This window comes from Mesorhizobium sp. LjRoot246, from assembly GCF_964254115.1.
In the GTDB taxonomy this organism is placed as follows: domain Bacteria; phylum Pseudomonadota; class Alphaproteobacteria; order Rhizobiales; family Rhizobiaceae; genus Mesorhizobium.
The window spans coordinates 6,103,776-6,125,754 of record NZ_CAXUSN020000001.1 but is presented as its reverse complement, the minus strand read 5'-3'; the positions used below and the strand labels follow the sequence as shown (position 1 = coordinate 6,125,754).

The following is a 21,979-nucleotide window of genomic DNA, read 5'->3' as shown; positions in this document are numbered from 1 at the left end:
CTATTTCTTGACATAGAGCATCTTGTCCTTCGATTTGAAGTCGAGCATGTGGCCATAAGGGCCGGTTACGCCGTCGCCCGTTTCATATTTTCGGATCATGTCCTTGTTCACCTCGAGCTGGCCGAGCACGAAGAACTCCGGATCGTTGGCCGGCCGCGTCTTGTCGAATGGCGTCGCCAGTTGCTCGCCGGGTTTCACCGGCCGCACGATGTGTGGTGTGACGATGACCACCAGCTCGGTCTCTTCCTTCTGGTTGCTCGAACTGCGGAACAGCGTCCCGATAACCGGCACCTGGCCGAGCCAAGGCACCTGGTCCTGGAGCTTGGTGGTTTTGCTCGACAGAAGCCCGCCGACCGCGAAGCTCTGGCCGTCGCGCAATTCGACCACGGTCGCTAGTTTGCGGTTGGTGAAGATCGGGTCGCCCGCAGTGGTGAAGCCGGTCAGGTCGCTGACTTCCGGCGCCAGGTTCATATGGATCTTGCCATCGTCGAGTACGACTGGCGTGAACAGCAGATTTACGCCGAATTGCTTGTAGGTGATGCTTATCTCGCCATCTTTGTCGAGAGTGCGGATAGGCACTTCGCCGCCGGCATTGAAGCTGGCTTGCTCGCCGGAAAGCGTGGTGAGGTTGGGGTTCGCGAGCATGCGCACCGCGCCCTTGGCTTCGAGCGCCTCGATGACCAGGTCGACCTTGATGTTGCTGTCGATGACGCGGGTGATCAGCGCTGCGAAGGGATTACTGTCCGAAAGCAGACCGGTGATAATATTGCCGGGTCCGGCCACCACTCTGTCTTCATCGACGGCGGCATCGCCAGTTCCGAGGCGGGTAGTGCCGCGGCTGTTGCGGCTCCTGATCGACACGCCGAGATCGCGGCCCGCATTGCGCTTGGCCTCGAGCACGCGCACTTCCAGATTGACCTGCTGGCTGTCGTCGACGATGACGGAGTTGATGATAGCATCGGGTCCATATTGCTGCGCAACCGCCATGATCGCCGCCAGTGTGGCGCCGTCTTTCACATGACCGCCAAGCCTGACCCTGCCGTTGACCGAGCCCACTTCGATGCGCGACTTTGGCGCCACCTGGCGGATCGCCTGCGCCATGTCGCTGACGTCGACGCCAACCTCGATCTGGAGGGCGCCGAGCGAACGCTTGTCGGTCGAAAACAAATTGACGGTGGTGGTGCCGGCGCCCTTGCCGATGACATAGAGCGTCCGGTCGGTCATCGGCTGGGCATCGGCGATCTTCTCGTCGCCAACGACGATGTCACCCAGATTGGCACTCACTTGGATCGTCACCGATTGCGACATCGGCAGGAAAATACGATGCACGGCAGGGGTCGACACATCGATGAAGCGGTCGGCCGCACCGGCCGCCAGGTTTGACAGAAACAGCGTGGCCAGACACGACAACGCGGCCGCCGCCATCCTTAACCAAGACCCCTGCATCCCCGTCTCCCCACTCGCTGCCGATGGCAGCCCCGTTTTATTAGCCGCACTCTATCATGGTTGTCGCGGCACGTCATATGTCTCGAGCTTCACGCCCCGAAAAACGCCGATCGTCGCCCGTGCCGGAGGTTCAGGCTGCACGTATTTGACCACTTCCTTGACGACCGGCTGCGGTGCGGGTGCCGTCGTCACGACCGGAGCGGGCTTTACCTTGCCCAGTTCGTCGAGGCGGCTTCCCACCCGCTCCACGGCCTGGGTCAGCCCGGCAATCTTGTCTTCGGCGCGCTTGCGCTCGGCTGCAGCCTCCGCTTCCGCTGCCGCCTTCTTGTCGAGCTCCGCCTGCCTGGCGGCGACATCGGCCGGCGTTTCGCCGGTCAGGTCGGAAAGCGTCACCCTTTCGGTCGTCTCGCCCTTGCTGGCCGCGGCCTGGCGAAGCGCCAGCGACAACTGGCCCGCACCGGCCGCAAGCGTCAGCTTTTGAGCGTCCCTGGTGCTGGCTTCGAGCGTCACGGACTTCACCACCGTCGGGCTGTCTTTGCTTTCGTCGGCCACCTGGTCGATGGCGAGCACCTTCATGCTCTGCAGCAGCACGTCGACAAAACTCTTGTCCGCGCCATCGTCGCCGCGCGCCGTGCGGGTGAGTAGAATATCGACCCGATCGCCCGGGAAAACGAAGCCGGCCACACCGAGCACGTCGTTGACGCGGATGGACACGGCCTTCATGCCTTCGCCGAGCACCGCCGAAAGCGTGGCGCGCTGGCCGGGGCCGGTAATCTTGGTAGCAAGAATCGGCTCATTGACGCCGATCGCTTGCAATGCCTGCTTGGCACCGTCGCCAGCTAACAGGTCTTTTGTTGACTTGAATGCCCCCGCTGGAACCGCGCCCGCAGGCCATGCGACTTCGCGCAATTTCTCTGCGCTCAGCGCGTCGCCGAACTTCAGCGGTATTGAAGCAACCACGACTGTACTGCCCTGGCCGATCCCAGTTTGCGCCATGGCGCTTCGTTGGCCGGCCAGCCAAATATTGACAAGAACCACGGCCAGGACGCCGAACACGCCGGCAAGAACGATCATGATGAGTGTATTGGCGCGCATAAGCCCAAACCCCGAAAAGGCAGCAGAACGGCCGAGTGACCTGAGTGAGATCAGGCCCGGATCCGATCCGGGCCTGATCTCCGCTTGCTAGTTAGGAGCCCACGCCGCCGGCGTCGCAGCCACCTTTTGTGGTGATAACGCTAGCGGCCTGCAGGTCAGCGCAGAGGTCAGTGAACCGGCCCGTCACCCAGCCGCCGATGGCGATGACGACCAGAATAGACGCCGTTGCGATGATGCCGATAAGGATGGAATATTCGACCATGGCAGCGCCGTTCTCATCGTCGCGGAACTGCCGGGTCATCGTCATGAGCTTCTTCATGTCAATTTTCTCCCTTTGGAGGTTGCAACCCGACGAGACAGAGCACGGGATGAAATCCATACCCAAGCATCCCCCGTCATCTCGATCCTAGGTCCCGAGAAAATGCAGAGTCAAACGACATTAAGGGTTCCTTAACTTTCATATACGTGATTCGGCAAGAAGATTGCAAAGCTCAATCTTACCAAGGGATTGATTCTTTTCATTTTTCAATCGCCCTTAACCATTCGTTCACAATTTGGCCGCTCATGTGGCGAAATTAGGTAAGCATTAGCTATAATGCATATTCCTTTATATCTAAGGGCTTAAGCGGTAGTTTTGCTCATTTTCGCGGCGCGGTCGGATGAGCCCGAGAGCCGCGGATAAAACTTGGAGAACCGCGCATGCCGTCCGCATCAAATAAACAAGGGGTTGACGGCCTTTGATCTTAACTATGTCGAAAGTAATGGCTGTACGCGGGGCATCCAGGCGCTTGTGCGCTCGTTGGTTAACGTTTAGTTTCCGCTAATGCGTGTCTGAGGGGAGTATAAGCGATTATGCTGGGGCGATTCATCAAGGGAGCAGGCGAGCCGAAGGCCCAGGTAGAAGCCGAGCCGACCGCAGCGCTGACTGTTGTCCCAGCACTATCTCCGGCAGCCGAAATCGAATCCTATGGCGATGATTTCCTGACGCTCAAGGTCGAGCTTCATCGCCACTTGATCGATCGTTTCAATCTGACCGCTCTTGAAAATGCCTCCAAGGATGAGATCCTGAATGAGATTCGTCCGATCGTGCGCGAGTTCGTTCGCGCTCGTGCGGTGCCGCTGAACGCCCGCGAGCTCGATCAACTGACCAGCGACACGGCCGACGAGATGCTGGGTCTCGGGCCGATAGAGCCGCTGCTCAAGGACGATTCCATTACGGATATCCTGATCAACACCCACAAGCGCGTTTTCATAGAGCGGCGTGGCATCGTCGAGGAAACGCCAATCCGGTTTCGGGATGAGGCGCATCTGCTGCGCGTCATCAACAAGATTGTTTCGGCTATCGGCAGGCGTGTCGACGAATCCTCGCCAATGGTCGATGCGCGGCTGGAGGACGGCTCTCGCGTCAACATCGCGGTGCGGCCTGTCTCGGTCGACGGTCCGCTGGTGTCGATCCGCAAATTCTCGAAGAATCCCTATTCGCTCGAACGTTTGATGGCATTCAATTCGATCCGGCCGCCGATGATCGAACTGCTGCGGATCGCCGTGCAGGCGCGCAAATCGATCCTGGTCTCGGGCGGCACCGGCAGCGGCAAGACCACCTTGCTCAATGCATTGTCGAGTTACATCCCCTCCAAGGAGCGTCTGATCACCATTGAGGATGCGGCCGAGCTGCAATTGCAGCAGCCGCATGTCGGGCGGCTGGAAACGCGTCCGCCCAACGTCGAAGGAAAAGGCGAGGTGCGCCAGCGCGAATTGCTGAAAAACGCCTTGCGCATGCGGCCGGACCGCATCATCGTCGGCGAGGTGCGCGGCGAGGAAGCCTTCGACATGCTGCAAGCGATGAACACGGGCCATGAAGGCTCGATGACCACCATCCACGCCAACACGCCGCGCGATGCGATCTCGCGGCTCGAACAGATGGTCGGCATGGCCGGCATGCCGATGACGCACGACTCGATCCGGGCGCAGATCGCGTCCGCCATCGACATCATCGTCCAGACACAGCGTCTTTCGGACGGAGGCCGGCGTGTCACCTCCATATCGGAGCTGACGGGCATGGAGGGCAATGTCGTGCAGCTTCAGGAAATCTATCATTTCGTCCGCCGAGAGGTCTCAGCCGAGGGCAAAGTCATCGGAGACTTTCGCGCGACCGGTGTGCGTCCGCGCTTCGCTCCGGAGGCCGCGACCCTGGGGCACCATTTTGCCAAGGACGCCTTCAACCCGCAGGTCGCCCTCTGATGCCGACCGGTCAAGCTCTGCTGTACTTCATCTATATGCTGGCGGCGGCCTCGCTTATTCTCGCCGGCGAAGCCCTGTATCTTTCTTTTGCCGGCCGCCGCTCCCGGTCCATGGCAGTCAATCGCCGGCTGAAGCGGCTTGCCGGCGAGGTTCCGGCCGAGCAAACTTTACAGGGGTTGCTGCGAGAGCGCGGCCTCACGGACTCTGGCGACTTTCTTTTTGGGCTGGTCGGGTTGAACAGGCTCTATACCCAATCCGGCATCACCGGAAATGCCCTGACGTTCGCCGCGACGTTCCTGCTTGCGGGGTTGGCGATAGCGTTGCTGCTGGCGATCTTTTTCAATTTCTCCACCTTCGCATCGCTCATTGTCTTTCTGGTCGTGGGGCTCGTCTTGCCGCTTCTCGTCCTCCGGCGTGCCCGCAACAAACGCATCCAGAAGTTTGCCAAACAGCTGCCGGATGCGCTCGACATGATTGTTCGTTCGTTGCGCGCCGGACACCCCGCTTCGATCGCGATCGGTCTGGTTGCGCGCGAAATGCCCGATCCGCTCGGCACCGAGTTCGGCATCGTCGCAGACGAGATCACCTTTGGTCTCAGCATAGAGCAAGCCGTGCGAAAGCTTTCGCAGCGTGTCGGCTTCGAGGGTCTTCAACTGCTGTCGGTGTCGCTGTCGATCCAGGCGAAGACGGGCGGCAATCTTACCGAAATTCTGGCCAATCTTTCCTCGGTCCTGCGTGACCGGCAGAAATTGCGAATGAAAATCAGGGCGCTTTCGGCAGAAGGTCGCGTCTCCGCTTGGATCATCTCACTGTTTCCGGTGGTTATGTTCGCGATCCTTCAGCTCATTGCCCCGGCCTACTACGGCACTATCTGGGGCAACCCGCTCATTTTTCCGGTGTTCTTGATTTTTGGGCTGTGGGCGCTGCTTGGCGACTTCATCATGTACCGGATGGTCACTTTTGATTTCTGACTGGAGCGACGAACAAACTTGTTTTCGAACATTCAGGACCTGGGTTACTTGGTGTCTATCGCCGTCTTTGTGGCGGCGGTGTCCCTTTTCCTTTTCGGTGCGCTTGTCTTCTTGCCGGCTCTGCAAACTCGAAAGCTTGTCGCGCAGAGCTTGATGGGCGGAGAAGTTACCGACCGCCGATCCATGCTCGGACAAGACCAGCTTGCCAAGATTGCGGCGGAACGGCCGGTCGACGCATACTTCAAGTCGATCGAGAAGGAGCGCGATGAACCAAACGCGCTGGAAGCGAAGCTGTTTCGCGCCGGCTTTTATCAATCAAGCGCACCGCTGATCTATACGCTGTCGCGCTTGGTCGCAGTCTGCGTCGGGTTTTTGGCCATCTATGCAGTTTTGTCGCGAGTTCTGCCGCCGCACCTGCCAGGTTTCATCACCTTTGCCGGCTCTTCCCTGTTCGGCCTCGCCTGCATCGTGATTCCCGGCATTTTGCTCGATCGATTCGAGAATGGCCAAAAGAAGATTTATCGCCGGGCATTCCCCGATTTTATGGATATGATGATCACCTGCGCTGATGCTGGCATGAGCCTGGAGGGGGCAGTCGAACGCGTCAGCCAGGAGATGGCCGCCACCCACAAATGGCTGGGAATACAGCTGTCGATCATGAATTTGCAACTACGCGCCGGCAAGCCACTGAGGGAAGCGCTACGTGAACTCGCCGATCGCATCGGGCTTGACGAGGCGAGGGCACTGGCGGTGCTGTTTCGGCAGTCGGAAGAACTCGGCACCAGTCTCACCGATGCCTTGCGTGTTTATAGCGCCGAGATGCGTGGCCAAAGAATTCTGAGTGCCGAGGAACGCGCCAACTCTCTGCCGGTGAAGATGATGATTCCGTTGGGGTTGTGTATCTTCCCGGTGGTTATGATGGTTATCATGTTGCCGGTCATCATTCGCATGAAGGGCATTTTCTTCTAGTTAGGTATATGATTTTATCCTAATGTGAGTCGGGGACCCCCAGGGGACACATTTATGAAGAGGGTTATCGCGGCCGCGGCCTGTCTGTTGATGGCGGTGCTTGCCGGCTGCCAGACGGACGCAACCGATGGTGTCGTTCGCACCAATGAGCCGTCGAAAGGCGACGTAACGTCTTTTGGCGATGCTTTTGACGGGCTGAAGACGGTCAGCGATGTCGAATACTATGCCTCCGACCAGGCAGTTGCCGAAGCCAAGAACCAGTTCCGTGCCGAAAATTACGGCAATGCCGGCGCGCTGTTCTTCAAGGCAACACAACTGGCGCCCAATGACGGTGGCGCCTGGATGGGGCTGGCCGCCTGCACCGACCGGATCCACCGCTTCGACCTGTCCGACCGGGCCTATGCCAGGGCCTCCAAGCTGGTCGGCGCGACGCCTGAATATTACAACAATGTCGGCTACTCCTATCTGCTGCGCGGCAAGCTGCAGGACGCCCGCTCGAATTTTCTCAAGGCTTATGAACTGGCACCCAACGATCCGACAGTAGCCAACAATCTGAAGCTGCTGTCGTCGAGCGTGCAGAACATCGAGCGTTAGCATGTTGCTGGGCGAAGCGCTGCTGCTGAAAGTGCTCGCCATCCCTCTGCTAGCATGGATTGGCTGGCTCGACTTCACCACCCAGAAGATTTCCAATCGCGACGTGCTGCTGCTGCTCTGCCTGGGAGCTGGGGGCTTGCTGCTGCTCTCGCTTCAAACCGGCTCGTGGTGGGACATGGGGCTGAGCGCTCTCGCCGGGCTTCTGTTGTTCGCCGCGCTCTTCCCCTTCTGGGTGCTTCGCAAGGTCGGCGCCGGCGACGTCAAGCTGATAGCAGTCGTGCCCTTCCTGATCGGCGGTGGCGATCTCGCGGTGTTTTCGGTGCTGCTCCTGGTTTTCGCCCTCGCCACCGCGGCGATCGTGAAAAACCCGTTCATGCTGCCCGCGGGAGCTTTTCGGCTCATCGTCCAGCATCTGGACCGCAAGGGCGTGGTGCCCTTCGGCGTGCCGATCTCGATCGCCGCGATCTGTACGCTAGCGTTCCTGATCTACAAGAGTTTGGTGCTGGCGAGCAGTTCTGGGATCCTCAACCAGCTGAACTGACCTTGACATCTCGCGCGGTCGAACGCGCTGCGATCCTGTGCGGCGGGTCACTGGCGCAAATCAGCACCATAGGCAAATATATGCCATAGCTGACGGCACGGTGTCAAGAAAAAATTCCTATCTTGGAGAACTACCGGCACAAAAAGGCTGCTAACACCGCCGAACTGCCTGCCGCCAGGCGGTGACGAAAACCTTGTCGAGAAAGCAGGTCGATGGCTAAATAAACGATCACAGGGAGAAGGCAGCATGGCACTTCACCTTTCGGCGGATGCCCCGGTTTCAGTCGCGGCATCTCCGCAGAAATATCTGTTTGGTCCATTCATCGATTTTTTCATGCTGGGCGGGAGCGCGTTCGTGATCCTGCCGGTCCTGTATTTCGTGCCTCTCAAATACGAAGGTCTCGTGGCGCTGACGGCGTTCTTGCTGTCGCATCTCATCAACCAGCCGCACTTTGCTCACTCCTACCAGATTTTCTATCGCAATTTCGCGCGCAAGATGCGCGGTGACGGATACGACAGGAACCTTCAGATACGCTACATTTTCGCGGGCATTGCCGTCCCGCTGATCATGGTCGCCTTCTTCGCCTATGGCTCGGTAACCGGCAACGCCCGCCTGCTGGGATATGCAACCAATGCGATGGGCTTTTTCGTCGGCTGGCACTACGTCAAGCAAGGCTACGGCATGCTGATGGTGGACGCCGTGCTGAAGCGCAAATTCTTCAAGGAACAGGACAAGAAAGTGTTGCTGTTCAACGGTTATGCCGTGTGGCTGTTCGCATGGCTTCAGACAAATTTGGTGATCACCGAACGGCAGTTCTGGGGCCTGGATTACTACACATTCGCGGTTCCGCCATGGCTCATCAACATCGCCGTCTCGGTCGCCGCTGCTTCCTCGGCGGCCACCGTGGTGATGTTCGTCAATCGCTGGCGCAAGAACGGTGGTGCGCTGCCGTATAACGGCGTCGTCGCTTACATCGTGACCCTCTATGCCTGGATTCTGTTCGTGACGTTGAACCCACTTTGGCTGCTCGTGGTACCGGCGCTCCATTCGTTGCAGTATTTGGCGGTGGTCTGGCGTTATCAGACCAATGTCGAACGCGACCGCGCGGATGCCGTCAAGGATCCGGAATTCAAAATCCTGTCCATTCTGGGGCCGTTGTACAGGCTGCGAGTGCTGACTTTCATCATCGCCGGCACGATTCTCGGCGCTCTTGGTTTCTGGCTCGTGCCGATGGCGCTGAGTGCCTTGGTTCCCTACGACAAACAGGTGCTCGGCTCGTCGCTTTTCCTCTTCATAGCGTGGATATTCATCAACGTGCACCACTACTTCCTGGACAATGTGATGTGGCGTCGCGGCAACCCGGAAGTGTCGAAATATCTGTTCCGCTAGTGCGGCGCTCCGTTCAGTCCCGCAGCAGATCGAACATCAGCTTGAAGAAGCGGTCCGCATCGACCTCATACGCGATGCGCGCATTGTCCTTTTCGCCGCGTTCGCCCCAGTAATCGGCGATGGTCGCGCCGAAGGCGTAGGTGCCGGACAGATCGACGCCGATATGAGCGGGGCGCGTGCGCACCAGCGTCGGGTCGATGGCCAGCGCCAGCGCCAAGGGATCGTGCATGGCACCGCCGACGCCCATCGAGTTGCGGTGCAGCTTCTCGTAGAACAGCAGCCAGTCGTTGACGAGCCGGCCGAGCGGCGTGTCGATGGTGGCCAGTTCGGCATATTGCGGCGCCTCGACCAGCACCTGCATGGTGACGTCGAGCCCGACCATCAGGATCGGCACGCCGCTGTCCAGCACGATCTTCAGCGCTTCGGGGTCGCAGAAGGCGTTGAACTCGGTCGGCGTGATGATCTCGCTCTTGCGGTAGAACACGCCCCCCATCCAGATCAATTCCTTGATCTTGGGCAGCACGTCGCGATGCTTGAGGATCATCAGGCCGATATTGCTGAGCGGGCCGGTGGCGACGACCAGGATCGGTTCGGGCGCGGCACGCAGCTTGTCGGCCAGGAAATCGACCGCATGCCGGTCGACCGGCTTGATCGTCGCCCGCGGCAGGTAGGGCGAGCCCTCGAGGCCGCTTGGACCATCGGCGGTGCCGAGCACCAGCGGGCGCGCCAGCGGGCGGTGACAGCCCTGCGCGACAGGCACGTCGCCGGCGCCGATATATTCCAGGATGCGCAACGCATTGGCGGTCGTCTTCTCGACCTCCGCATTGCCGCAGGTCGTGGTGACGCCAAGCAATTCGATGGCAGGCGAGCGATGCGCCATGACCAGCGCAATGGCGTCGTCGTGGCCCGGGTCGCAATCGAACAGGATGGGAGTTGGCTTGATCATCATGTCGTCTTTCACGCCGCCCGCTCGTAGCGCGCTATGGTTTTCTTGAAGCTGTCGAGGAAACGCCGGCCGTCGAGGCCGGTGCAGATACGGGTGGTTTTGGGTCCGCCGCCGGGCAGCAATTGCCGGCCGCGATAGGCGACGGTCTGGCCGCGCGCCAGCCGGCCGTCGAGCACGACGTCGGCGAACAGCGGCTCGGTCATCGTCGCCAGGCCGGGATCGAAAGCCAGCGCCACGGTGATCACGTCGTCCATCGGGAAACCGACGAGATCGAAGAATTCCCGCCAGATGTCGATGTAGATCGGGAAGCTGTCGGCGATCATGTCGACCACGGCATTGTCCTTGGCCACTGCCTGCATGTCGGCGATGTCGTCGCGCGTCAGCATCGAATCGGCGACGCGGTTGTCCTCGCAGATGTCGAGCGGCACGAGAATCTTCTCGACATCGGCGTTCAGCACGATGCGCGAGGCCTCCGGGTCGGCCCAGATGTTGTATTCCGACAAAGGCGTGATGTTGCCCGGCGTCTGGAAATTGCCGCCGAGCACGATCAGTCGCTTCAGTGCACCGGTCAATCCTGGCTCCTGCAACAGGGCCATCGCCGCATTGGTCAACGGGCCGGTCGTCACCAGCGTGATTTCGCCGGGATTGGCCATGACCGTCTCGATGATGAAATCGACCGCATGTCCCGGTGTGGCTTGCCGCGCCGGCGTCGGCGCCGGCGGGTTGAATTTCTTCAGCCGGTCGCCGAACCGGGCAACAAGCCGTTTTTCGAAATGCACCGGCGCCTCCATGTCGGCCTTGGCGTTGCCGACGATCGGCCGCCATGCGCCGGCGTGAACGGGGATATCGTCACGCCCGGCGAGCGTCAGCGTGTTGAGGACGACGTTGGTGACTTGCTCGATCGGGCCGGCCGCACCGGTCACGGTGGTCACGCCCTCGAGCCGCAGCTTCGGATTGACCGCTGCAAACAGCACGGCGAGAATATCGTCGCCGGCCGAATCCACGTCGAGGATTATGCGTTCCATAGAGACTTCCTTCACTGGGGATTTTTGCCGCCGGGCTCGGCGCTCCTGTCTACCGACAGCAGTTTCCGCATCGACTCCAGCGTCTCAGCGATGACCCTCGGGCGCGCCCGGTAGGACAGCGCGAACAATGCGATCAGCGCGACGACATAGGGGACGGTGAGAACCAGGTAGGATGGATAGCCGAACGTCTGCAGGCGCAACGAAAAGGCATCGGCGAAGCCGAACAACAGGCAGCCAGCCAGAACCTTCAGCGGATCGCCGTTGGAAAAGATCAGGATCGCGACGGCCATGAAACCACGGCCCGATGACATGTTCTCGGTGAACATGGTGATGTAGCCGAGCGACAGATGCGCGCCGGCGAGGCCCGCCAGCAATCCGCACAGCAGGGACGCGGTGTAGCGGACGCGGGTGATCGAGATGCCGAGCGCCTCGGCGGCTTCCGGCTTTTCGCCGACGACGCGGATATAGAGGCCGAGCCGCGTCCTGTTGTAGCACAGAACCAGCAGCGGCACCGCGATCAAGGCGACATAGACGAGTGGCGTGAAGCCGGAGATCAGCGGCGCCCATGAACCGAGAAGGTCGCGGGCACCGGGCAGCTGGACTTTCGGCAGGCCGACGATACCGTGACCGACGATCGAGCCGCGCGTGCCGAAGATCGCTTTCATCAGCGAGATCGTCATGCCGCCGGCCAGGATGTTGAGCGCCAGCCCGACGACCACTTCATTGGCTTTGAAACTCACCACCAGGACGGCAAAAACCAAGGCGAAGACAAGCGCCGCCGCGACGCCGCAGGCGACGCCCGCGAACGCGGAACCCGTCCAGATCGAACCAAGGACGGCGAAGAAGGCGCCTACCAGCATCTGCCCTTCGAGGCCGATGTTGAAGATGCCGGCCTTGGTGGTGAACGATCCGCCAAGCGCGACCAGAAGGATGGGCGCGGTGGTGCGAAGCGTTGCTGCGATCAGTGCGACGTTGATGAGCTTGTCTAGAATTTCCATCGCCGCTCCCCCGCCTGGCTGTCGCCGCGCTTTCTCACAAGCACCTGGGCCGACACGCTGAGGATGATCAGCGCCTGGATCACGGTGATGATCTCGCGCGACGCGCTGGTGTCGACTTCGAGCAGCAGCGATCCGTTGCGCAAGGCGCCGAAGAACAGGGCGGTGAAGATGGTGGCGACCGGCGAGCCATTGGCGAGCAGGGCGGCGATCAGCCCGTCGAAGCCGAAACCGGGAGCAAACCCTTCCATGAACCGGTGATGGACGCCGAGCGTCTCGACGCCACCGGCCAGCCCGCCGACCGCCCCCGACAGGAGTAAGACCAGGAAACCCTGCCGTTTCACATTGACGCCGCCATATTCGGCGAATTTTGGTGCCGAACCGACCATCGTGACGCCGTATCCCCATTTGGTGTAGCGGAAGACGAGGGCTGCGCCGACTGCCAGCACCAGACCCATGACCAGGCCCCAGTTCAACCGCGAGAAGGTGAAGATTTCCGGCAGATAGGATGTGGGCAGGATCGGTGGCGTCTCCGACCAGCCACCCGGCCGCTTGAACAGGAAGATGGTGAAATAGGACGTGAGCAGCACCGCCACGTAATTCGACAGGATCGTCGAGACGACCTCGTTGGTGTTGTAGCGCGCGCGGAAATAGGCGGGGATGGCGACCCAGGCCGCGCCTGCCACGACCGCGAGCGCCAGCGCGGCCAGCGTGTGAATGCCCGCGGGCAGGGGCATGGCAAAGCCGACCCAGGCGGCGGCGAAGCCGCCGAGGAAAAGCTGGCCCTCGATGCCGACGTTGAACATGCCGCCGCGCAGGCCGATGCAGGCAGCGACACCGCAGATCAGGATCGGCGTCGTCTGCAGCAAGGTCCCGGCGATCTTTTCCTGGTCGCCGAAGGCGCCGCGCAACAGTGTCATGAACACACGCACCGGACTTTCGCCAACCATGAGGATGATGATCGCGCCCATCAGCAGCGCCACGCCGATGGCGATGGCCTGGCCGGAAACCGCACGCAAATGGTCTTTCATCGTGCGGTCTCCATGGCGAAGTCTGGCGCGGCCACGCCTGCCATCATCATGCCGATGCGCTCCTCGTCGGCGTCATCGCCGGCGACCTCGCCCATGATCCGCCCGTTGAACATCACCAGGATGCGGTCGGCAAGGGCGGCCAGTTCGTCGAGCTGCACGGAAATCAGCAGGATCGCGCGGCCGGCGGCGCGCTGGCGCATGATCTCGTCATGAATGGCCTCCTGGGCACCGATGTCGACGCCGCGCGTCGGCTGATCGATCAGCAGGAAGTCGGCGCCGTTGGTGAATTCTCGGGCCAAAACGACCTTCTGAATGTTTCCGCCCGAAAGCCGCTTGACCGCATCGCCGGGTCCGCGCGTGCGAATATCGAAGCCCTTGATCAGCGTTTCGGTATTTTTGCCGATGGCGTTCCAGTTGAGCACGCCGCCGCGGCTCCACGGTGCGCGATGCTGGCGGCCCATCAGGATGTTGGCCGATATCGAAGCGTTGCGATCGACCCCGCGCACCATGCGGTCGCCTGGAACATGGGCAAGGCCCGCCTCGCGGATGGCTGCGGGGGAGAGGGCGGTGAGGTTCTGGCCCTTCAGCCACGCCACGCCATGGCTTGCCGGCCGCAGGCCCGAAAGCACCTCTGCCAGCTCCGTCTGCCCGTTGCCGGCGACACCCGCGATCCCCACCACCTCACCGGAGCGGACCGTGAAACTGGCGTCGCGAAGCGCCGGCAGCAGGCGATCGTCGCGCGCCCACAAATCCTTCACTTCGAGCACCACGTCACCGTGCAGCGAGGCGCGCGGCCGGCGGTCGAAGCTGACCTCGCGGCCGACCATCATATGCACAAGCTCGTCCTTGCTGAGCTCGGCCGTCCGGCGGGTCGCCACCTTTCTGCCGTTGCGCAGCACCGTCACCGTGTCGGACACGCCCATCACCTCTTCCAGGTGGTGCGAGATGAAGATCACCGTCATGCCCTCCGCGACGAAGCTGCGCAGCGTCTGGAACAGTTCGCGGCTCTCCTGCGGCGTCAGCACCGCGGTCGGTTCGTCGAGGATGATGGTGCGCGCGCCGCGCACCAGAACCTTCAGGATTTCGATACGTTGCTCTATGCCGACAGAGAGCAGCCCGACACGCTCGGTCGGATCGACCTGCAAGCCGAAGCGCTTCGACAGTTCGCGCGTGCGCGCAACCTGTGCAGCGTGATCGATCAGCCCGTGGCGGCGGATTTCCATGCCGAGAAAGACGTTGTCGGCGACCGAGAGCGAGGGAACCAGCTTGAAATGCTGGTGAACCATGCCAAGGCCGGCCTTTATCGCCACCGACGGGTCGGCGATCACGATCTCTTCACCGTTCAGCCGGATCGAGCCTTCGTCTGGCTGCAAGAGGCCGAACAGGATGTTCATCAGTGTCGTCTTGCCGGCACCATTCTCGCCGATGATGGCGTGGATCTCGCCGCGGCGAACCGCAAGGTCGATGCCGGCATTGGCGACGAATGCGCCAAAACGCTTGGTGATGCCAGTCAACTCGACGGCCATTGCGGCAGTGCTGTGGAGGGTCGGCGACCCCGGCGTGTTCGACAACATGGCTCTCATAGATTGGACGCTGGTCCGCCGCGGCAAGCCGCGACGGACCAGCGTAGCGCTTTCTTGGGAGGGAGGCGCTGTTGTTGGCCTACTTCGCCTTGGCGATCACGATCTTGCCGTCGAGGATGCCCTTCTTGATCTCATCCAGCTTGGCGGTCACGTCAGCCGGGATATTTGGGGCGATATCATCGCAGACCTTGACTTCGACACCACCCGACGCGAGGTCGAAAGTACGGGTGCCGGCGGTGATCTTGCGGCCCTCGACCTCGTCCTTGATCAGCGTATAGACGGCGATGTCGCCGCGCTTCAGCATGCTGGCCAGCACATTGCCGGGAGCCGAGCCGCACATGTCGATGTCGACGCCGATCGAATATTTGTCGACCGCGGCACTTGCCTGCATGACGCCTTCACCCGTCGGGCCGGCGACGTTGTAGACAATGTCGGAGCCTTGGCCGTAAAGCGCCTGGGCAAGCTCGCTGCCCTTGGCCGGATCGTCAAAGGTTCCGGCGAAGACGGAGTTCACCTTTACATCGGGAGCGGCATATTTTGCGCCTTGCTCGTAGCCGCCGAGGAAATTGCGGATCACCGGGATATCGCGGCCGCCGACGAAGCCGATTGCCTTGCCGTCGCCGATCTTGTCAAAGGCGGTGCCCTTGGCCTCGATCATGCCGGCAAGCGCGCCGGCGACGAAGGATCCCTGTTCCTCGGCGAAGTTGGCGTAGATCATCTTGGGGTTGTCGAGCACCCCATCGATGAACACGAAGCGCTGGTCGGGATATTCAGCGCTGACCTTTTGCAACGAGTCCACCAGTTCCCAACCCATCACGAAGATGAGGTCGTATTGTTTGCCCTTGGCAAGGTTCTCGAACTGCTGCTGGTAGTCTAGCGCGCGATTGCCGGTGTCGACCAGCTTGAGGTCGATGCCGAAATCGGTCTTGGCCTTGTTGAGGCCGTTGACGATCGAAACGCCAAAACCCTGTGCGAAATATCCCGAGATGGCGGCTACGGAAACCTTGGCCTGTGCGGCGGCCGATCCGAACGAAATGGCAAGCATCGTGCCGGCCAGAAATAAACTCTTGAGCGCCCTTTTCATGTCATTCCCCTTCAGCTTTTTTCAGCTTTTGAAGCCACGCCTTGACCATCCCCAAATGTCGCCTGGACAGTGGCGATTTCGTTGATGGTCATATGAGTTTAGGAGCGGCTTAAGAGGCTGTCAATCGCCATCCGATACAGTTTTCTTGGCCCTTCGTTCGCTTCCTCGACGTCGACGCTTGACAAATATCGCCAGGCATAATTGTTGATACTCTAACGAGTTTTTATGGACGAAGGGAGCGAACAATGCCCGCTGTGGTGGTCAGGAAATTTCTGGTTCAGGTCGAAGAGATATTCCACGAGGGCGGACCTCGCGCGGCGCGCCCACTGAAGCGCGGCGCGGTCGTCGCGGTCATCGCCAACCCTTTTGCCGGACGCTATGTCGAAGAGATCGCCGGCTTCATGGAGGATCTGAAGCCGCTCGGTCTCGATATGGCTCGGCGCCTGATCGACGCCATTGGCGATGGCGTCCCGGCCATTCAAGGCTATGGCAAGGGTGCCATCGTGGGCGCCGCCGGCGAGCTTGAACACGGCGCGCTCTGGCACAATCCAGGCGGCTACGCGATGCGCGAACTGCTCGGCAACGCCAGGGCTATCGTGCCTTCGACCAAGAAGGTCGGCGGCCCCGGAACGCGCATCGACATCCCGATAACGCATATAAACGCCTCCTACGTGCGCAGCCACTTCGATGCGATCGAGATCGGCATTGCCGATGCGCCGCGCAGCGACGAAATGGCGGTCATCCTGGCGATGACGACCGGCGCACGCGTTCATGCACGGGTCGGCGGCCTTGCCGCAGCCGACATCAAAGGCGAGGACGGATTGCGATGAACCCGGAAATCCGCCGCATCATCACCATCGTCGAGGAAACCCGGATCGAAGGCGGGCGGCCCGTCGATCCGCCGACGCGGCGTGCCGCGGCCATCGCGGTGATCCGCAACCCCTATGCGGGCACCTATGTCGAGGACTTGTCGGCACTGAGTGCCATCGGCGAAACGTTGGGCGATATCTTGCCCAAGCGCGCGATTGCTGCCCTGGGCATTGCCGGCGACCTGGTCGAGAGCTTCGGCAAGGCGGCCGCCGTCGGCGCCGATGGCGAACTCGAACATGCAGCGGCTATCCTTCATCCAAAGCTAGGCGCCCCGTTCCGCGACGTGCTCGGCAAGGGTGCCGCGCTCATTCCCTCATCGAAGAAGCGCGGCGGCCTCGGCGTGCCGCTCGATATTCCGCTCGGGCACAAGGATGCGGCGCGGGTGCGCAGCCATTTCGACGGCATGGAGGTCCGCGTTCCCGACGCGCCGCGAGCCGACGAGATCGTCGTCGCCATCGCGGTCACCGATTCCGGCAGGCCGCACCCGCGCGTCGGCGGGCTGACCAAGGACAAGATTGTCGGGATTGACGGCGTCGGCTGACCGTCAGGCCGCCAGGACTTCCGGCACCCGGAGCGCCGGAGGCGTATTTCTGCTGCGGCCGGTCCGTACCACGCCGTCGATGACGACCATGCCGATGCCCGGCAGATTGCCGAGCGCCACGCTGTCGAGCAGCCCGTCGCCGGCGCCGCCGATCGCCTGATCCATGAAGATCAGGTCGGCGGCGCGACCGACCTCGATCAGGCCGCGATCGTCCAATCCGCGCACGCGCGCCGTATTGCCGCTGGCAAGACAGAACGCCACTTCCGGCGCAATACCACCCAGCGAAGCCAGCATGGTCAGGGTCCGCAGGATGCCGAGCGGCTGCACGCCGGATCCGGCCGGGCTATCCGTGCCGAGGATGACGCGCGCAAGTTCGCCGCGCTGCCTTGCCAGGTCGAGCACGAACAGTCCGGTGCGCAAATTGCCGTTGTGAACGATTTCAAGCGCCCTCGAACCCTTCTCGCAGATCTGCCGTATTTCCGCGTCGGGCAGGGCGGTTGGCCCGCCATTGACGTGGGCGACGATGTCGGCGTCGACCTCCAGCACGACATCCGCGCCGATGCGGCCTGAGCCGGGTAGCGACGGACCGCCCGTGTGGGTCATCGAGGTCATGCCGTATTTGCGCGCCCAGGCGATCATCTGCCGGCCGGTCGGGCCGTCCTTGACGCCGCCTAGCCCGACCTCTCCGACAAGTGTCACGCCGGCTTCGGCGAGCGTGCGGAAATCCTCCTCGGTGAGGCCGGGCTCCAGGATCGGCGCGCCGGCCAGGATCTTCATGCCGTTCGGACGGAAGTTGGAGAAGGTGCGCTGGGCGGCGATCGCCAGCGCCTTCAGCCCGACCAGGTCGCGCGGGCGGCCCGGTGTGTGGACTTCCCCCGCCGAGATGATGGTGGTGACGCCTCCATGCACGGTCGAATCCATCCAGCCGATCTGGTTCTGCCGCGGCGTCCAGTCGCCGGCCACCGGGTGGGCGTGATTGTCGATAAGCCCGGGCGCGACCGCGCAGCCCATCGCATTGATGACCGTCGCCGCGCTGCCGCTGTCAACGTCGCTTGCCTTGCCAATGCCGGTGATGTGTCCATCGGTCACTACGATGGTGTCGGCGTCGATGATCGGTTGTGCGAGATTGCCGCTCAGCATGAGACCGATGTTGCGGACGACGAGCGTGTTGGCAGACGACTGGGGGTCGGACGACATCGGTTCTCACTTCTGCTGTTATGGAAAGGTCTGGACGCCGCTTATTTGCCGCCGTCGCCATTCGACGGATCGTCGTCGTTGATACGCTGGAGCAGGCGAAGCAGCGTCGCCTGCTCTGCCGCTGAGAGCGGCGACAGCAATCGCCGCCCGACCTCGACGCTGCGTTCGAGCCGCTCGAGCGTGTAGTCGGTCCCCTTGCCGGTCAGCGCGATCATCGTCAGGCGTTGGTCGGTTTCGGAGGCGCTGCGCGTGATCAGCCCGTGTTTGAGCAGTTTGCGCATGACGATGCTGATGGTTGACGGGTCCATCGCCGTCAGCCGGCCGAGATGGTTCTGCGAGACTTCGCCATGCTTGAGGATCGTGGCAAGCGCGGCGAACTGGGTAGGGGAAAGGTCTTCGCCGGCCATGACCTGCTGGAAGCGCAGCGTCGCGCGCTGGTGCGCCCGGCGGATGACGTGCGCCGGATGGCGATCCAGTTCGTAGCCGGTCTCGGCATATTGCTGCAACACTTGCTCGCGGCTCAGGGGCGCCGCATTGCAGGCTGGCTCTTTCGGCGTCCCGCCTTTTTTGGCTTGTGGTTTCTTTTCAGTCGTCACACCGGACTCCTATCGCCGCTGTCTCGGATATCGCCGGCTGGAAAAACCTCAAGCCGCGACCTCCGCTGGTTGAAGCGACGTCCCGTCGCGGAGGGCTGCGACGACATCAGCCGAATCGCTGACCACGCCGAAATGCGTCGCTATGTCGTAAAGCGAGCTTTCCTGCTCGCGTGGCCCCGTCGCCGCGCAGCAATCGCTAGGCACCACCACCTCGTAGCCCTGGAAAAAGGCGTCATGGACGGTCGAGCGCACACAGATGTTGGTGACCACGCCGAAGATGATCAGCTGATCGGTCTGCATGTCTTTCAGCGTCAGGTCGAGATCGGTTTGAAAGAAGGCCGAGTAGCGCCGCTTGATCACGTGGATCTCATCAGCGCGGGCGCCGAGATCCTCGATGATTTCGGGTCCCCAGCTTCCGTCCAGGCAATGCGGCGTGCGCTTCAGCCATTCACGCTCGCGTCGCATGCCGGGCCGGTGGCTGTCATGGACCCAGATCACCGGCACGCCGGCGGCGCGCGCCGCCTCGATGACGGCCAGTTGCGGTGCGACCAGCGCCTCGTATCCAGGCAGGACCATCGCCCCACCGGGCTTGCAGAATTCATTGACCATATCGATGACGACAACGGCCGCACGACGTGGATCGAGGCGCACCGCGTCATCGTGCCGATGTGAGGAAAAACTGTCCACGGGCATGGCGGGCTCCTTTGACCGATCGTTGATGCTCATACAAAAAACCCTGGCGGATGCCAAGTCAATCCCGTTCGACGCAAAGCCAGGGCTTCGAACTCAGGTTAACAAAAGGCCTGACGACAGCCAGTTCGGCGGTGTCGGCAGCTTTTGTGCCGGTAGCATTTCGCGATAGGAATTTTTTCTTGACTCCGTGCCGTCAGCTATCGTACATATTTGTCCATGGTGCTGATTTGCGCCAGTGACCCGCCGCACCGGCGGGCTTTTCGTTCATACTCCGTCAGCCTATGCGCCGGCGAAGCCTCCGAAGGAACCCGTTAACCCGAGTTCGTAACCCCGGACGCAAAGCGTGCTCGTCGGTCTTGCGCACCGCTCCGACAAGCGTATGCGCTATTTGTCCAGCGCGAAATGGCCTTGACAACGCTTGTCAAGCATGTGCTCGATTTGTACGACCATCAATGATATTCCAGCCGCTGAATTGCGGACCGAGGTCGAGATATGAAGACGATCGTCACCGGAGCCAGTGGCCTGCTCGGCCGCCATGTGGCCGAGGCTCTGGTTGCGGCCGGTCACGATGTGCTTGGTGTCGATGCCGTGGCACCGGGTAGGGTCGCATGGCGCCATGCGACCGCTGATTTGACCGATCTGGGATCGACGCTGCAACTGGTGCGTGATTGCGATGCCGTGGTGCATGTCGCGGCTATTCCGCGACCGACCGGCCGGGCCGGCGGCGAGGTGTTCAAGACCAATCTCGCGACCGCCTACAATGTGGTCGAGGCAGCCGTCATGGCCGGCGCCAGGCGCTTCGTCTATGCCTCGTCCTTCAGCGTTTTCGGCTATCCCTTTTTCGAGAAACCTGTGCGGCCGCCCTATCTGCCGGTCGACCTGAACCACCCGGTCGGCGCGCAGGACCCTTACGGCCTGTCCAAATGGCTGGGCGAGGAAATCGTCGACGCGGTGGTGCGCCGCGGTGCCTTTTCGGCGGTCAGTATCCGCATGCCGTGGATCCAGACGCCGGGTTCTTTTTTCGACGGCGTCGGTCCGCGCCGCGCCACCGCCGACAGCGCCCGCGACCTGTGGGCCTATCTCGACGCGCGCGATGCCGGGCAGGGCTTCCTGCGGGCGCTTGAATGGCAAGGCGAAGGCCATCTGCGCGTCATCCTGAGCGCCGCCGACACCTTCATGGAGGAGGAAACCGAAGCGCTCGTGCGCCGGGTCTACCCTGATGTCGCGCTGTCGCGGCCGATCGCAGGCTTCGGCACCGTGCTCGACACGATCCATGCGCGTGAAACGATCGGCTTCGAGCCAATCCATTCGTGGCGTTCCTATCCGAAGCCGGAGACCGAAGGATGAAACGGTTCGACCAGAAGAAGATCCTCGTCACCGGTGGGGCCGGCGCGATCGGCAGCGCTGCCGTGCGGCGTTTCCTCGACGAAGGCGCACGGGTTGGCATTGTCGACCGCAATGGCGCCGCGGCGCAGCAACTGGCTCGTTCACTCGGTGAAAACACCATTGCCATCGAAGCCGACGTCACCGATGAAGCGGATGTGCGGCGCGCCGTCGAGGCGACCGTCGAGACGTTCGGCGACCTCGACGTAGTGTTCAACAATGCCGGCATCTCCGGCGTCGTCGCTCCCGTTCACGACCTGCCGGTCGACGATTGGGATACGATCATCCGCATCAATCTGCGCGGCATCTTTCTCGTTTTGCAAGCCTCGCTTCGGGCGATGATCAAGGCCGGGACCGGCGGCTCGATCGTCAACATGGGCTCGTCCATGGCCGGTTGGGACGTTCTTTCGGGCGGTGCCGGCTATGTCGCTTCCAAACATGGCGTGGTCGGCCTGACACGGGTCGCGGCGCTCGATGCCGCGCCCTATGGCATACGCGTGAATGCCATCTGCCCCGGCGTGATCGAGACGACGCTTGGCGTACCGGCTTCCGGCGGCGGCGATTTCAAGAGCAGCGTCCAGCATTTCGCCGACCGCATCCCATTGCGCCGCATCGGCCAGCCGGACGATGTCGCGGCCGCGGTGGCTTTTCTGGCCTCCGACGAGGCGAGGCACGTCACCGGCGTGGATTGGCTGATCGATGGCGGGCAGACCTTGCAGAGCTGGGCCAACGCGCCGGCCGGCGGCGCGTTTCCGAAATTTCGCTAAAGCAATTCCAGGAAAGGTGTGA

22 protein-coding genes are annotated in these 21,979 nt (G+C 61.8%); 10 read left to right on the top strand and 12 right to left on the bottom strand.

Going from position 1 to position 21,979, the window contains the following annotated elements; all coding sequences use genetic code 11:
• The 3 genes from ACSQ3L_RS29710 to ACSQ3L_RS29700 form a co-directional block, all read right to left on the bottom strand.
• Positions 1 to 1,446 (bottom strand): type II and III secretion system protein family protein, encoded by a 1,446-nt coding sequence (locus tag ACSQ3L_RS29710; protein WP_436163162.1) that lies wholly within the window; start codon positions 1,444 to 1,446, stop codon positions 1 to 3.
• A gap of 54 nt (positions 1,447 to 1,500) precedes the next feature.
• Positions 1,501 to 2,541, bottom strand: coding sequence for a Flp pilus assembly protein CpaB (gene cpaB / locus ACSQ3L_RS29705; RefSeq protein WP_436163161.1), 1,041 nt, complete (start codon positions 2,539 to 2,541; stop codon positions 1,501 to 1,503).
• A gap of 91 nt (positions 2,542 to 2,632) precedes the next feature.
• The gene (locus tag ACSQ3L_RS29700) at positions 2,633 to 2,860 is read right to left on the bottom strand and encodes a Flp family type IVb pilin (protein WP_436163160.1); all 228 of its coding nucleotides are present in this window, start codon (positions 2,858 to 2,860) and stop codon (positions 2,633 to 2,635) included.
• Positions 2,861 to 3,393: 533 nt separating this feature from the next.
• Here ACSQ3L_RS29700 and ACSQ3L_RS29695 point away from each other — a divergent pair.
• The 6 genes from ACSQ3L_RS29695 (at position 3,394) to ACSQ3L_RS29670 (ending at position 9,246) form a co-directional block, all read left to right on the top strand.
• Positions 3,394 to 4,782: a CpaF family protein gene (locus tag ACSQ3L_RS29695; RefSeq protein ID WP_436163159.1), complete on the top strand. Its 1,389-nt coding sequence runs from the start codon at positions 3,394 to 3,396 to the stop codon at positions 4,780 to 4,782.
• Positions 4,782 to 5,753 carry a type II secretion system F family protein gene (locus ACSQ3L_RS29690; protein ID WP_436163158.1) on the top strand — a complete coding sequence of 324 codons (972 nt, stop codon included), beginning with the start codon at positions 4,782 to 4,784 and terminating at the stop codon, positions 5,751 to 5,753. Before ACSQ3L_RS29695 ends, ACSQ3L_RS29690 begins: the two co-directional genes overlap by 1 nt.
• An 18-nt stretch (positions 5,754 to 5,771) precedes the next feature.
• Positions 5,772 to 6,722 (top strand): type II secretion system F family protein, encoded by a 951-nt coding sequence (locus ACSQ3L_RS29685; protein WP_436163157.1) that lies wholly within the window; start codon positions 5,772 to 5,774, stop codon positions 6,720 to 6,722.
• 54 nt (positions 6,723 to 6,776) lie between these two features.
• Complete coding sequence (locus ACSQ3L_RS29680; protein ID WP_436163156.1) at positions 6,777 to 7,316, top strand: tetratricopeptide repeat protein; 540 nt, start codon at positions 6,777 to 6,779, stop codon at positions 7,314 to 7,316.
• A 1-nt stretch (position 7,317) separates the two neighbouring features.
• Positions 7,318 to 7,857 (top strand): prepilin peptidase, encoded by a 540-nt coding sequence (locus ACSQ3L_RS29675; protein WP_436163155.1) that lies wholly within the window; start codon positions 7,318 to 7,320, stop codon positions 7,855 to 7,857.
• A gap of 246 nt (positions 7,858 to 8,103) precedes the next feature.
• A complete protein-coding gene (locus ACSQ3L_RS29670) occupies positions 8,104 to 9,246 on the top strand; it encodes a hypothetical protein (protein WP_436163154.1) in 1,143 nt (380 codons plus the stop codon).
• A 13-nt stretch (positions 9,247 to 9,259) separates the two neighbouring features.
• Here the strand turns inward: ACSQ3L_RS29670 and ACSQ3L_RS29665 are convergent, their stop codons facing one another.
• The 6 genes from ACSQ3L_RS29665 to ACSQ3L_RS29640 form a co-directional block, all read right to left on the bottom strand.
• On the bottom strand, positions 9,260 to 10,195 hold the full coding sequence (locus tag ACSQ3L_RS29665; RefSeq protein ID WP_436163153.1) for a nucleoside hydrolase: 936 nt from the start codon (positions 10,193 to 10,195) through the stop codon (positions 9,260 to 9,262).
• Positions 10,196 to 10,203: 8 nt separating this feature from the next.
• Positions 10,204 to 11,217, bottom strand: a complete 1,014-nt coding sequence (locus ACSQ3L_RS29660; RefSeq protein WP_436163152.1) for a nucleoside hydrolase — start codon at positions 11,215 to 11,217, stop codon at positions 10,204 to 10,206.
• 11 nt (positions 11,218 to 11,228) lie between these two features.
• Positions 11,229 to 12,215: an ABC transporter permease gene (locus ACSQ3L_RS29655; RefSeq protein WP_436163151.1), complete on the bottom strand. Its 987-nt coding sequence runs from the start codon at positions 12,213 to 12,215 to the stop codon at positions 11,229 to 11,231.
• A complete protein-coding gene (locus ACSQ3L_RS29650) occupies positions 12,203 to 13,243 on the bottom strand; it encodes an ABC transporter permease (RefSeq protein WP_436163150.1) in 1,041 nt (346 codons plus the stop codon). Before ACSQ3L_RS29650 ends, ACSQ3L_RS29655 begins: the two co-directional genes overlap by 13 nt.
• Positions 13,240 to 14,817, bottom strand: a complete 1,578-nt coding sequence (locus ACSQ3L_RS29645; RefSeq protein ID WP_436163149.1) for an ABC transporter ATP-binding protein — start codon at positions 14,815 to 14,817, stop codon at positions 13,240 to 13,242. The genes ACSQ3L_RS29650 and ACSQ3L_RS29645 overlap by 4 nt, the downstream gene beginning before the upstream one ends.
• A gap of 88 nt (positions 14,818 to 14,905) precedes the next feature.
• The gene (locus tag ACSQ3L_RS29640; RefSeq protein ID WP_436163148.1) at positions 14,906 to 15,910 is read right to left on the bottom strand and encodes a BMP family lipoprotein; all 1,005 of its coding nucleotides are present in this window, start codon (positions 15,908 to 15,910) and stop codon (positions 14,906 to 14,908) included.
• Positions 15,911 to 16,155: 245 nt separating this feature from the next.
• On the opposite strand from ACSQ3L_RS29640, the gene ACSQ3L_RS29635 reads away from it, so the two are divergent.
• Together ACSQ3L_RS29635 and ACSQ3L_RS29630 are read left to right on the top strand one after the other, a co-directional pair.
• Positions 16,156 to 16,740 carry an amino acid synthesis family protein gene (locus tag ACSQ3L_RS29635; protein ID WP_436163147.1) on the top strand — a complete coding sequence of 195 codons (585 nt, stop codon included), beginning with the start codon at positions 16,156 to 16,158 and terminating at the stop codon, positions 16,738 to 16,740.
• Positions 16,737 to 17,321, top strand: a complete 585-nt coding sequence (locus ACSQ3L_RS29630) for an amino acid synthesis family protein (RefSeq protein WP_436163146.1) — start codon at positions 16,737 to 16,739, stop codon at positions 17,319 to 17,321. Before ACSQ3L_RS29635 ends, ACSQ3L_RS29630 begins: the two co-directional genes overlap by 4 nt.
• A gap of 3 nt (positions 17,322 to 17,324) precedes the next feature.
• Here the strand turns inward: ACSQ3L_RS29630 and ACSQ3L_RS29625 are convergent, their stop codons facing one another.
• From ACSQ3L_RS29625 to ACSQ3L_RS29615, 3 genes are read right to left on the bottom strand one after another with little or no spacing between them, the layout of a single operon-like run.
• On the bottom strand, positions 17,325 to 18,518 hold the full coding sequence (locus tag ACSQ3L_RS29625; RefSeq protein ID WP_436163145.1) for an amidohydrolase family protein: 1,194 nt from the start codon (positions 18,516 to 18,518) through the stop codon (positions 17,325 to 17,327).
• A gap of 41 nt (positions 18,519 to 18,559) precedes the next feature.
• Positions 18,560 to 19,114, bottom strand: coding sequence for a MarR family winged helix-turn-helix transcriptional regulator (locus ACSQ3L_RS29620; protein WP_436163144.1), 555 nt, complete (start codon positions 19,112 to 19,114; stop codon positions 18,560 to 18,562).
• A gap of 48 nt (positions 19,115 to 19,162) precedes the next feature.
• A complete protein-coding gene (locus ACSQ3L_RS29615; protein ID WP_436163143.1) occupies positions 19,163 to 19,807 on the bottom strand; it encodes a cysteine hydrolase family protein in 645 nt (214 codons plus the stop codon).
• Positions 19,808 to 20,299: 492 nt separating this feature from the next.
• On the opposite strand from ACSQ3L_RS29615, the gene ACSQ3L_RS29610 reads away from it, so the two are divergent.
• Positions 20,300 to 21,154 (top strand): NAD-dependent epimerase/dehydratase family protein, encoded by an 855-nt coding sequence (locus ACSQ3L_RS29610; protein ID WP_436163142.1) that lies wholly within the window; start codon positions 20,300 to 20,302, stop codon positions 21,152 to 21,154.
• Complete coding sequence (locus ACSQ3L_RS29605; RefSeq protein WP_436163141.1) at positions 21,151 to 21,957, top strand: SDR family NAD(P)-dependent oxidoreductase; 807 nt, start codon at positions 21,151 to 21,153, stop codon at positions 21,955 to 21,957. Before ACSQ3L_RS29610 ends, ACSQ3L_RS29605 begins: the two co-directional genes overlap by 4 nt.
• Positions 21,958 to 21,979: the final 22 nt, after the last annotated feature.

Excerpts from the sequence above, each read along its gene's own strand:
- ACSQ3L_RS29700 (WP_436163160.1), bottom strand. The coding sequence starts at position 2,860 with ATGAAGAAGCTCATGACGATGACCCGGCAGTTCCGCGACGATGAGAAC.
- ACSQ3L_RS29665 (WP_436163153.1), bottom strand. The coding sequence starts at position 10,195 with ATGATGATCAAGCCAACTCCCATCCTGTTCGATTGCGACCCGGGCCAC.
- ACSQ3L_RS29695 (WP_436163159.1), top strand. The coding sequence starts at position 3,394 with ATGCTGGGGCGATTCATCAAGGGAGCAGGCGAGCCGAAGGCCCAGGTA.
- ACSQ3L_RS29630 (WP_436163146.1), top strand. The coding sequence starts at position 16,737 with ATGAACCCGGAAATCCGCCGCATCATCACCATCGTCGAGGAAACCCGG.
- ACSQ3L_RS29645 (WP_436163149.1), bottom strand. The coding sequence starts at position 14,817 with ATGTTGTCGAACACGCCGGGGTCGCCGACCCTCCACAGCACTGCCGCA.
- ACSQ3L_RS29710 (WP_436163162.1), bottom strand. The coding sequence starts at position 1,446 with ATGCAGGGGTCTTGGTTAAGGATGGCGGCGGCCGCGTTGTCGTGTCTG.
- ACSQ3L_RS29680 (WP_436163156.1), top strand. The coding sequence starts at position 6,777 with ATGAAGAGGGTTATCGCGGCCGCGGCCTGTCTGTTGATGGCGGTGCTT.
- ACSQ3L_RS29650 (WP_436163150.1), bottom strand. The coding sequence starts at position 13,243 with ATGAAAGACCATTTGCGTGCGGTTTCCGGCCAGGCCATCGCCATCGGC.
- ACSQ3L_RS29670 (WP_436163154.1), top strand. The coding sequence starts at position 8,104 with ATGGCACTTCACCTTTCGGCGGATGCCCCGGTTTCAGTCGCGGCATCT.
- ACSQ3L_RS29635 (WP_436163147.1), top strand. The coding sequence starts at position 16,156 with ATGCCCGCTGTGGTGGTCAGGAAATTTCTGGTTCAGGTCGAAGAGATA.
- ACSQ3L_RS29605 (WP_436163141.1), top strand. The coding sequence starts at position 21,151 with ATGAAACGGTTCGACCAGAAGAAGATCCTCGTCACCGGTGGGGCCGGC.
- cpaB (WP_436163161.1), bottom strand. The coding sequence starts at position 2,541 with ATGCGCGCCAATACACTCATCATGATCGTTCTTGCCGGCGTGTTCGGC.
- ACSQ3L_RS29660 (WP_436163152.1), bottom strand. The coding sequence starts at position 11,217 with ATGGAACGCATAATCCTCGACGTGGATTCGGCCGGCGACGATATTCTC.
- ACSQ3L_RS29690 (WP_436163158.1), top strand. The coding sequence starts at position 4,782 with ATGCCGACCGGTCAAGCTCTGCTGTACTTCATCTATATGCTGGCGGCG.
- ACSQ3L_RS29610 (WP_436163142.1), top strand. The coding sequence starts at position 20,300 with ATGAAGACGATCGTCACCGGAGCCAGTGGCCTGCTCGGCCGCCATGTG.
- ACSQ3L_RS29655 (WP_436163151.1), bottom strand. The coding sequence starts at position 12,215 with ATGGAAATTCTAGACAAGCTCATCAACGTCGCACTGATCGCAGCAACG.
- ACSQ3L_RS29615 (WP_436163143.1), bottom strand. The coding sequence starts at position 19,807 with ATGCCCGTGGACAGTTTTTCCTCACATCGGCACGATGACGCGGTGCGC.
- ACSQ3L_RS29640 (WP_436163148.1), bottom strand. The coding sequence starts at position 15,910 with ATGAAAAGGGCGCTCAAGAGTTTATTTCTGGCCGGCACGATGCTTGCC.
- ACSQ3L_RS29625 (WP_436163145.1), bottom strand. The coding sequence starts at position 18,518 with ATGTCGTCCGACCCCCAGTCGTCTGCCAACACGCTCGTCGTCCGCAAC.
- ACSQ3L_RS29675 (WP_436163155.1), top strand. The coding sequence starts at position 7,318 with ATGTTGCTGGGCGAAGCGCTGCTGCTGAAAGTGCTCGCCATCCCTCTG.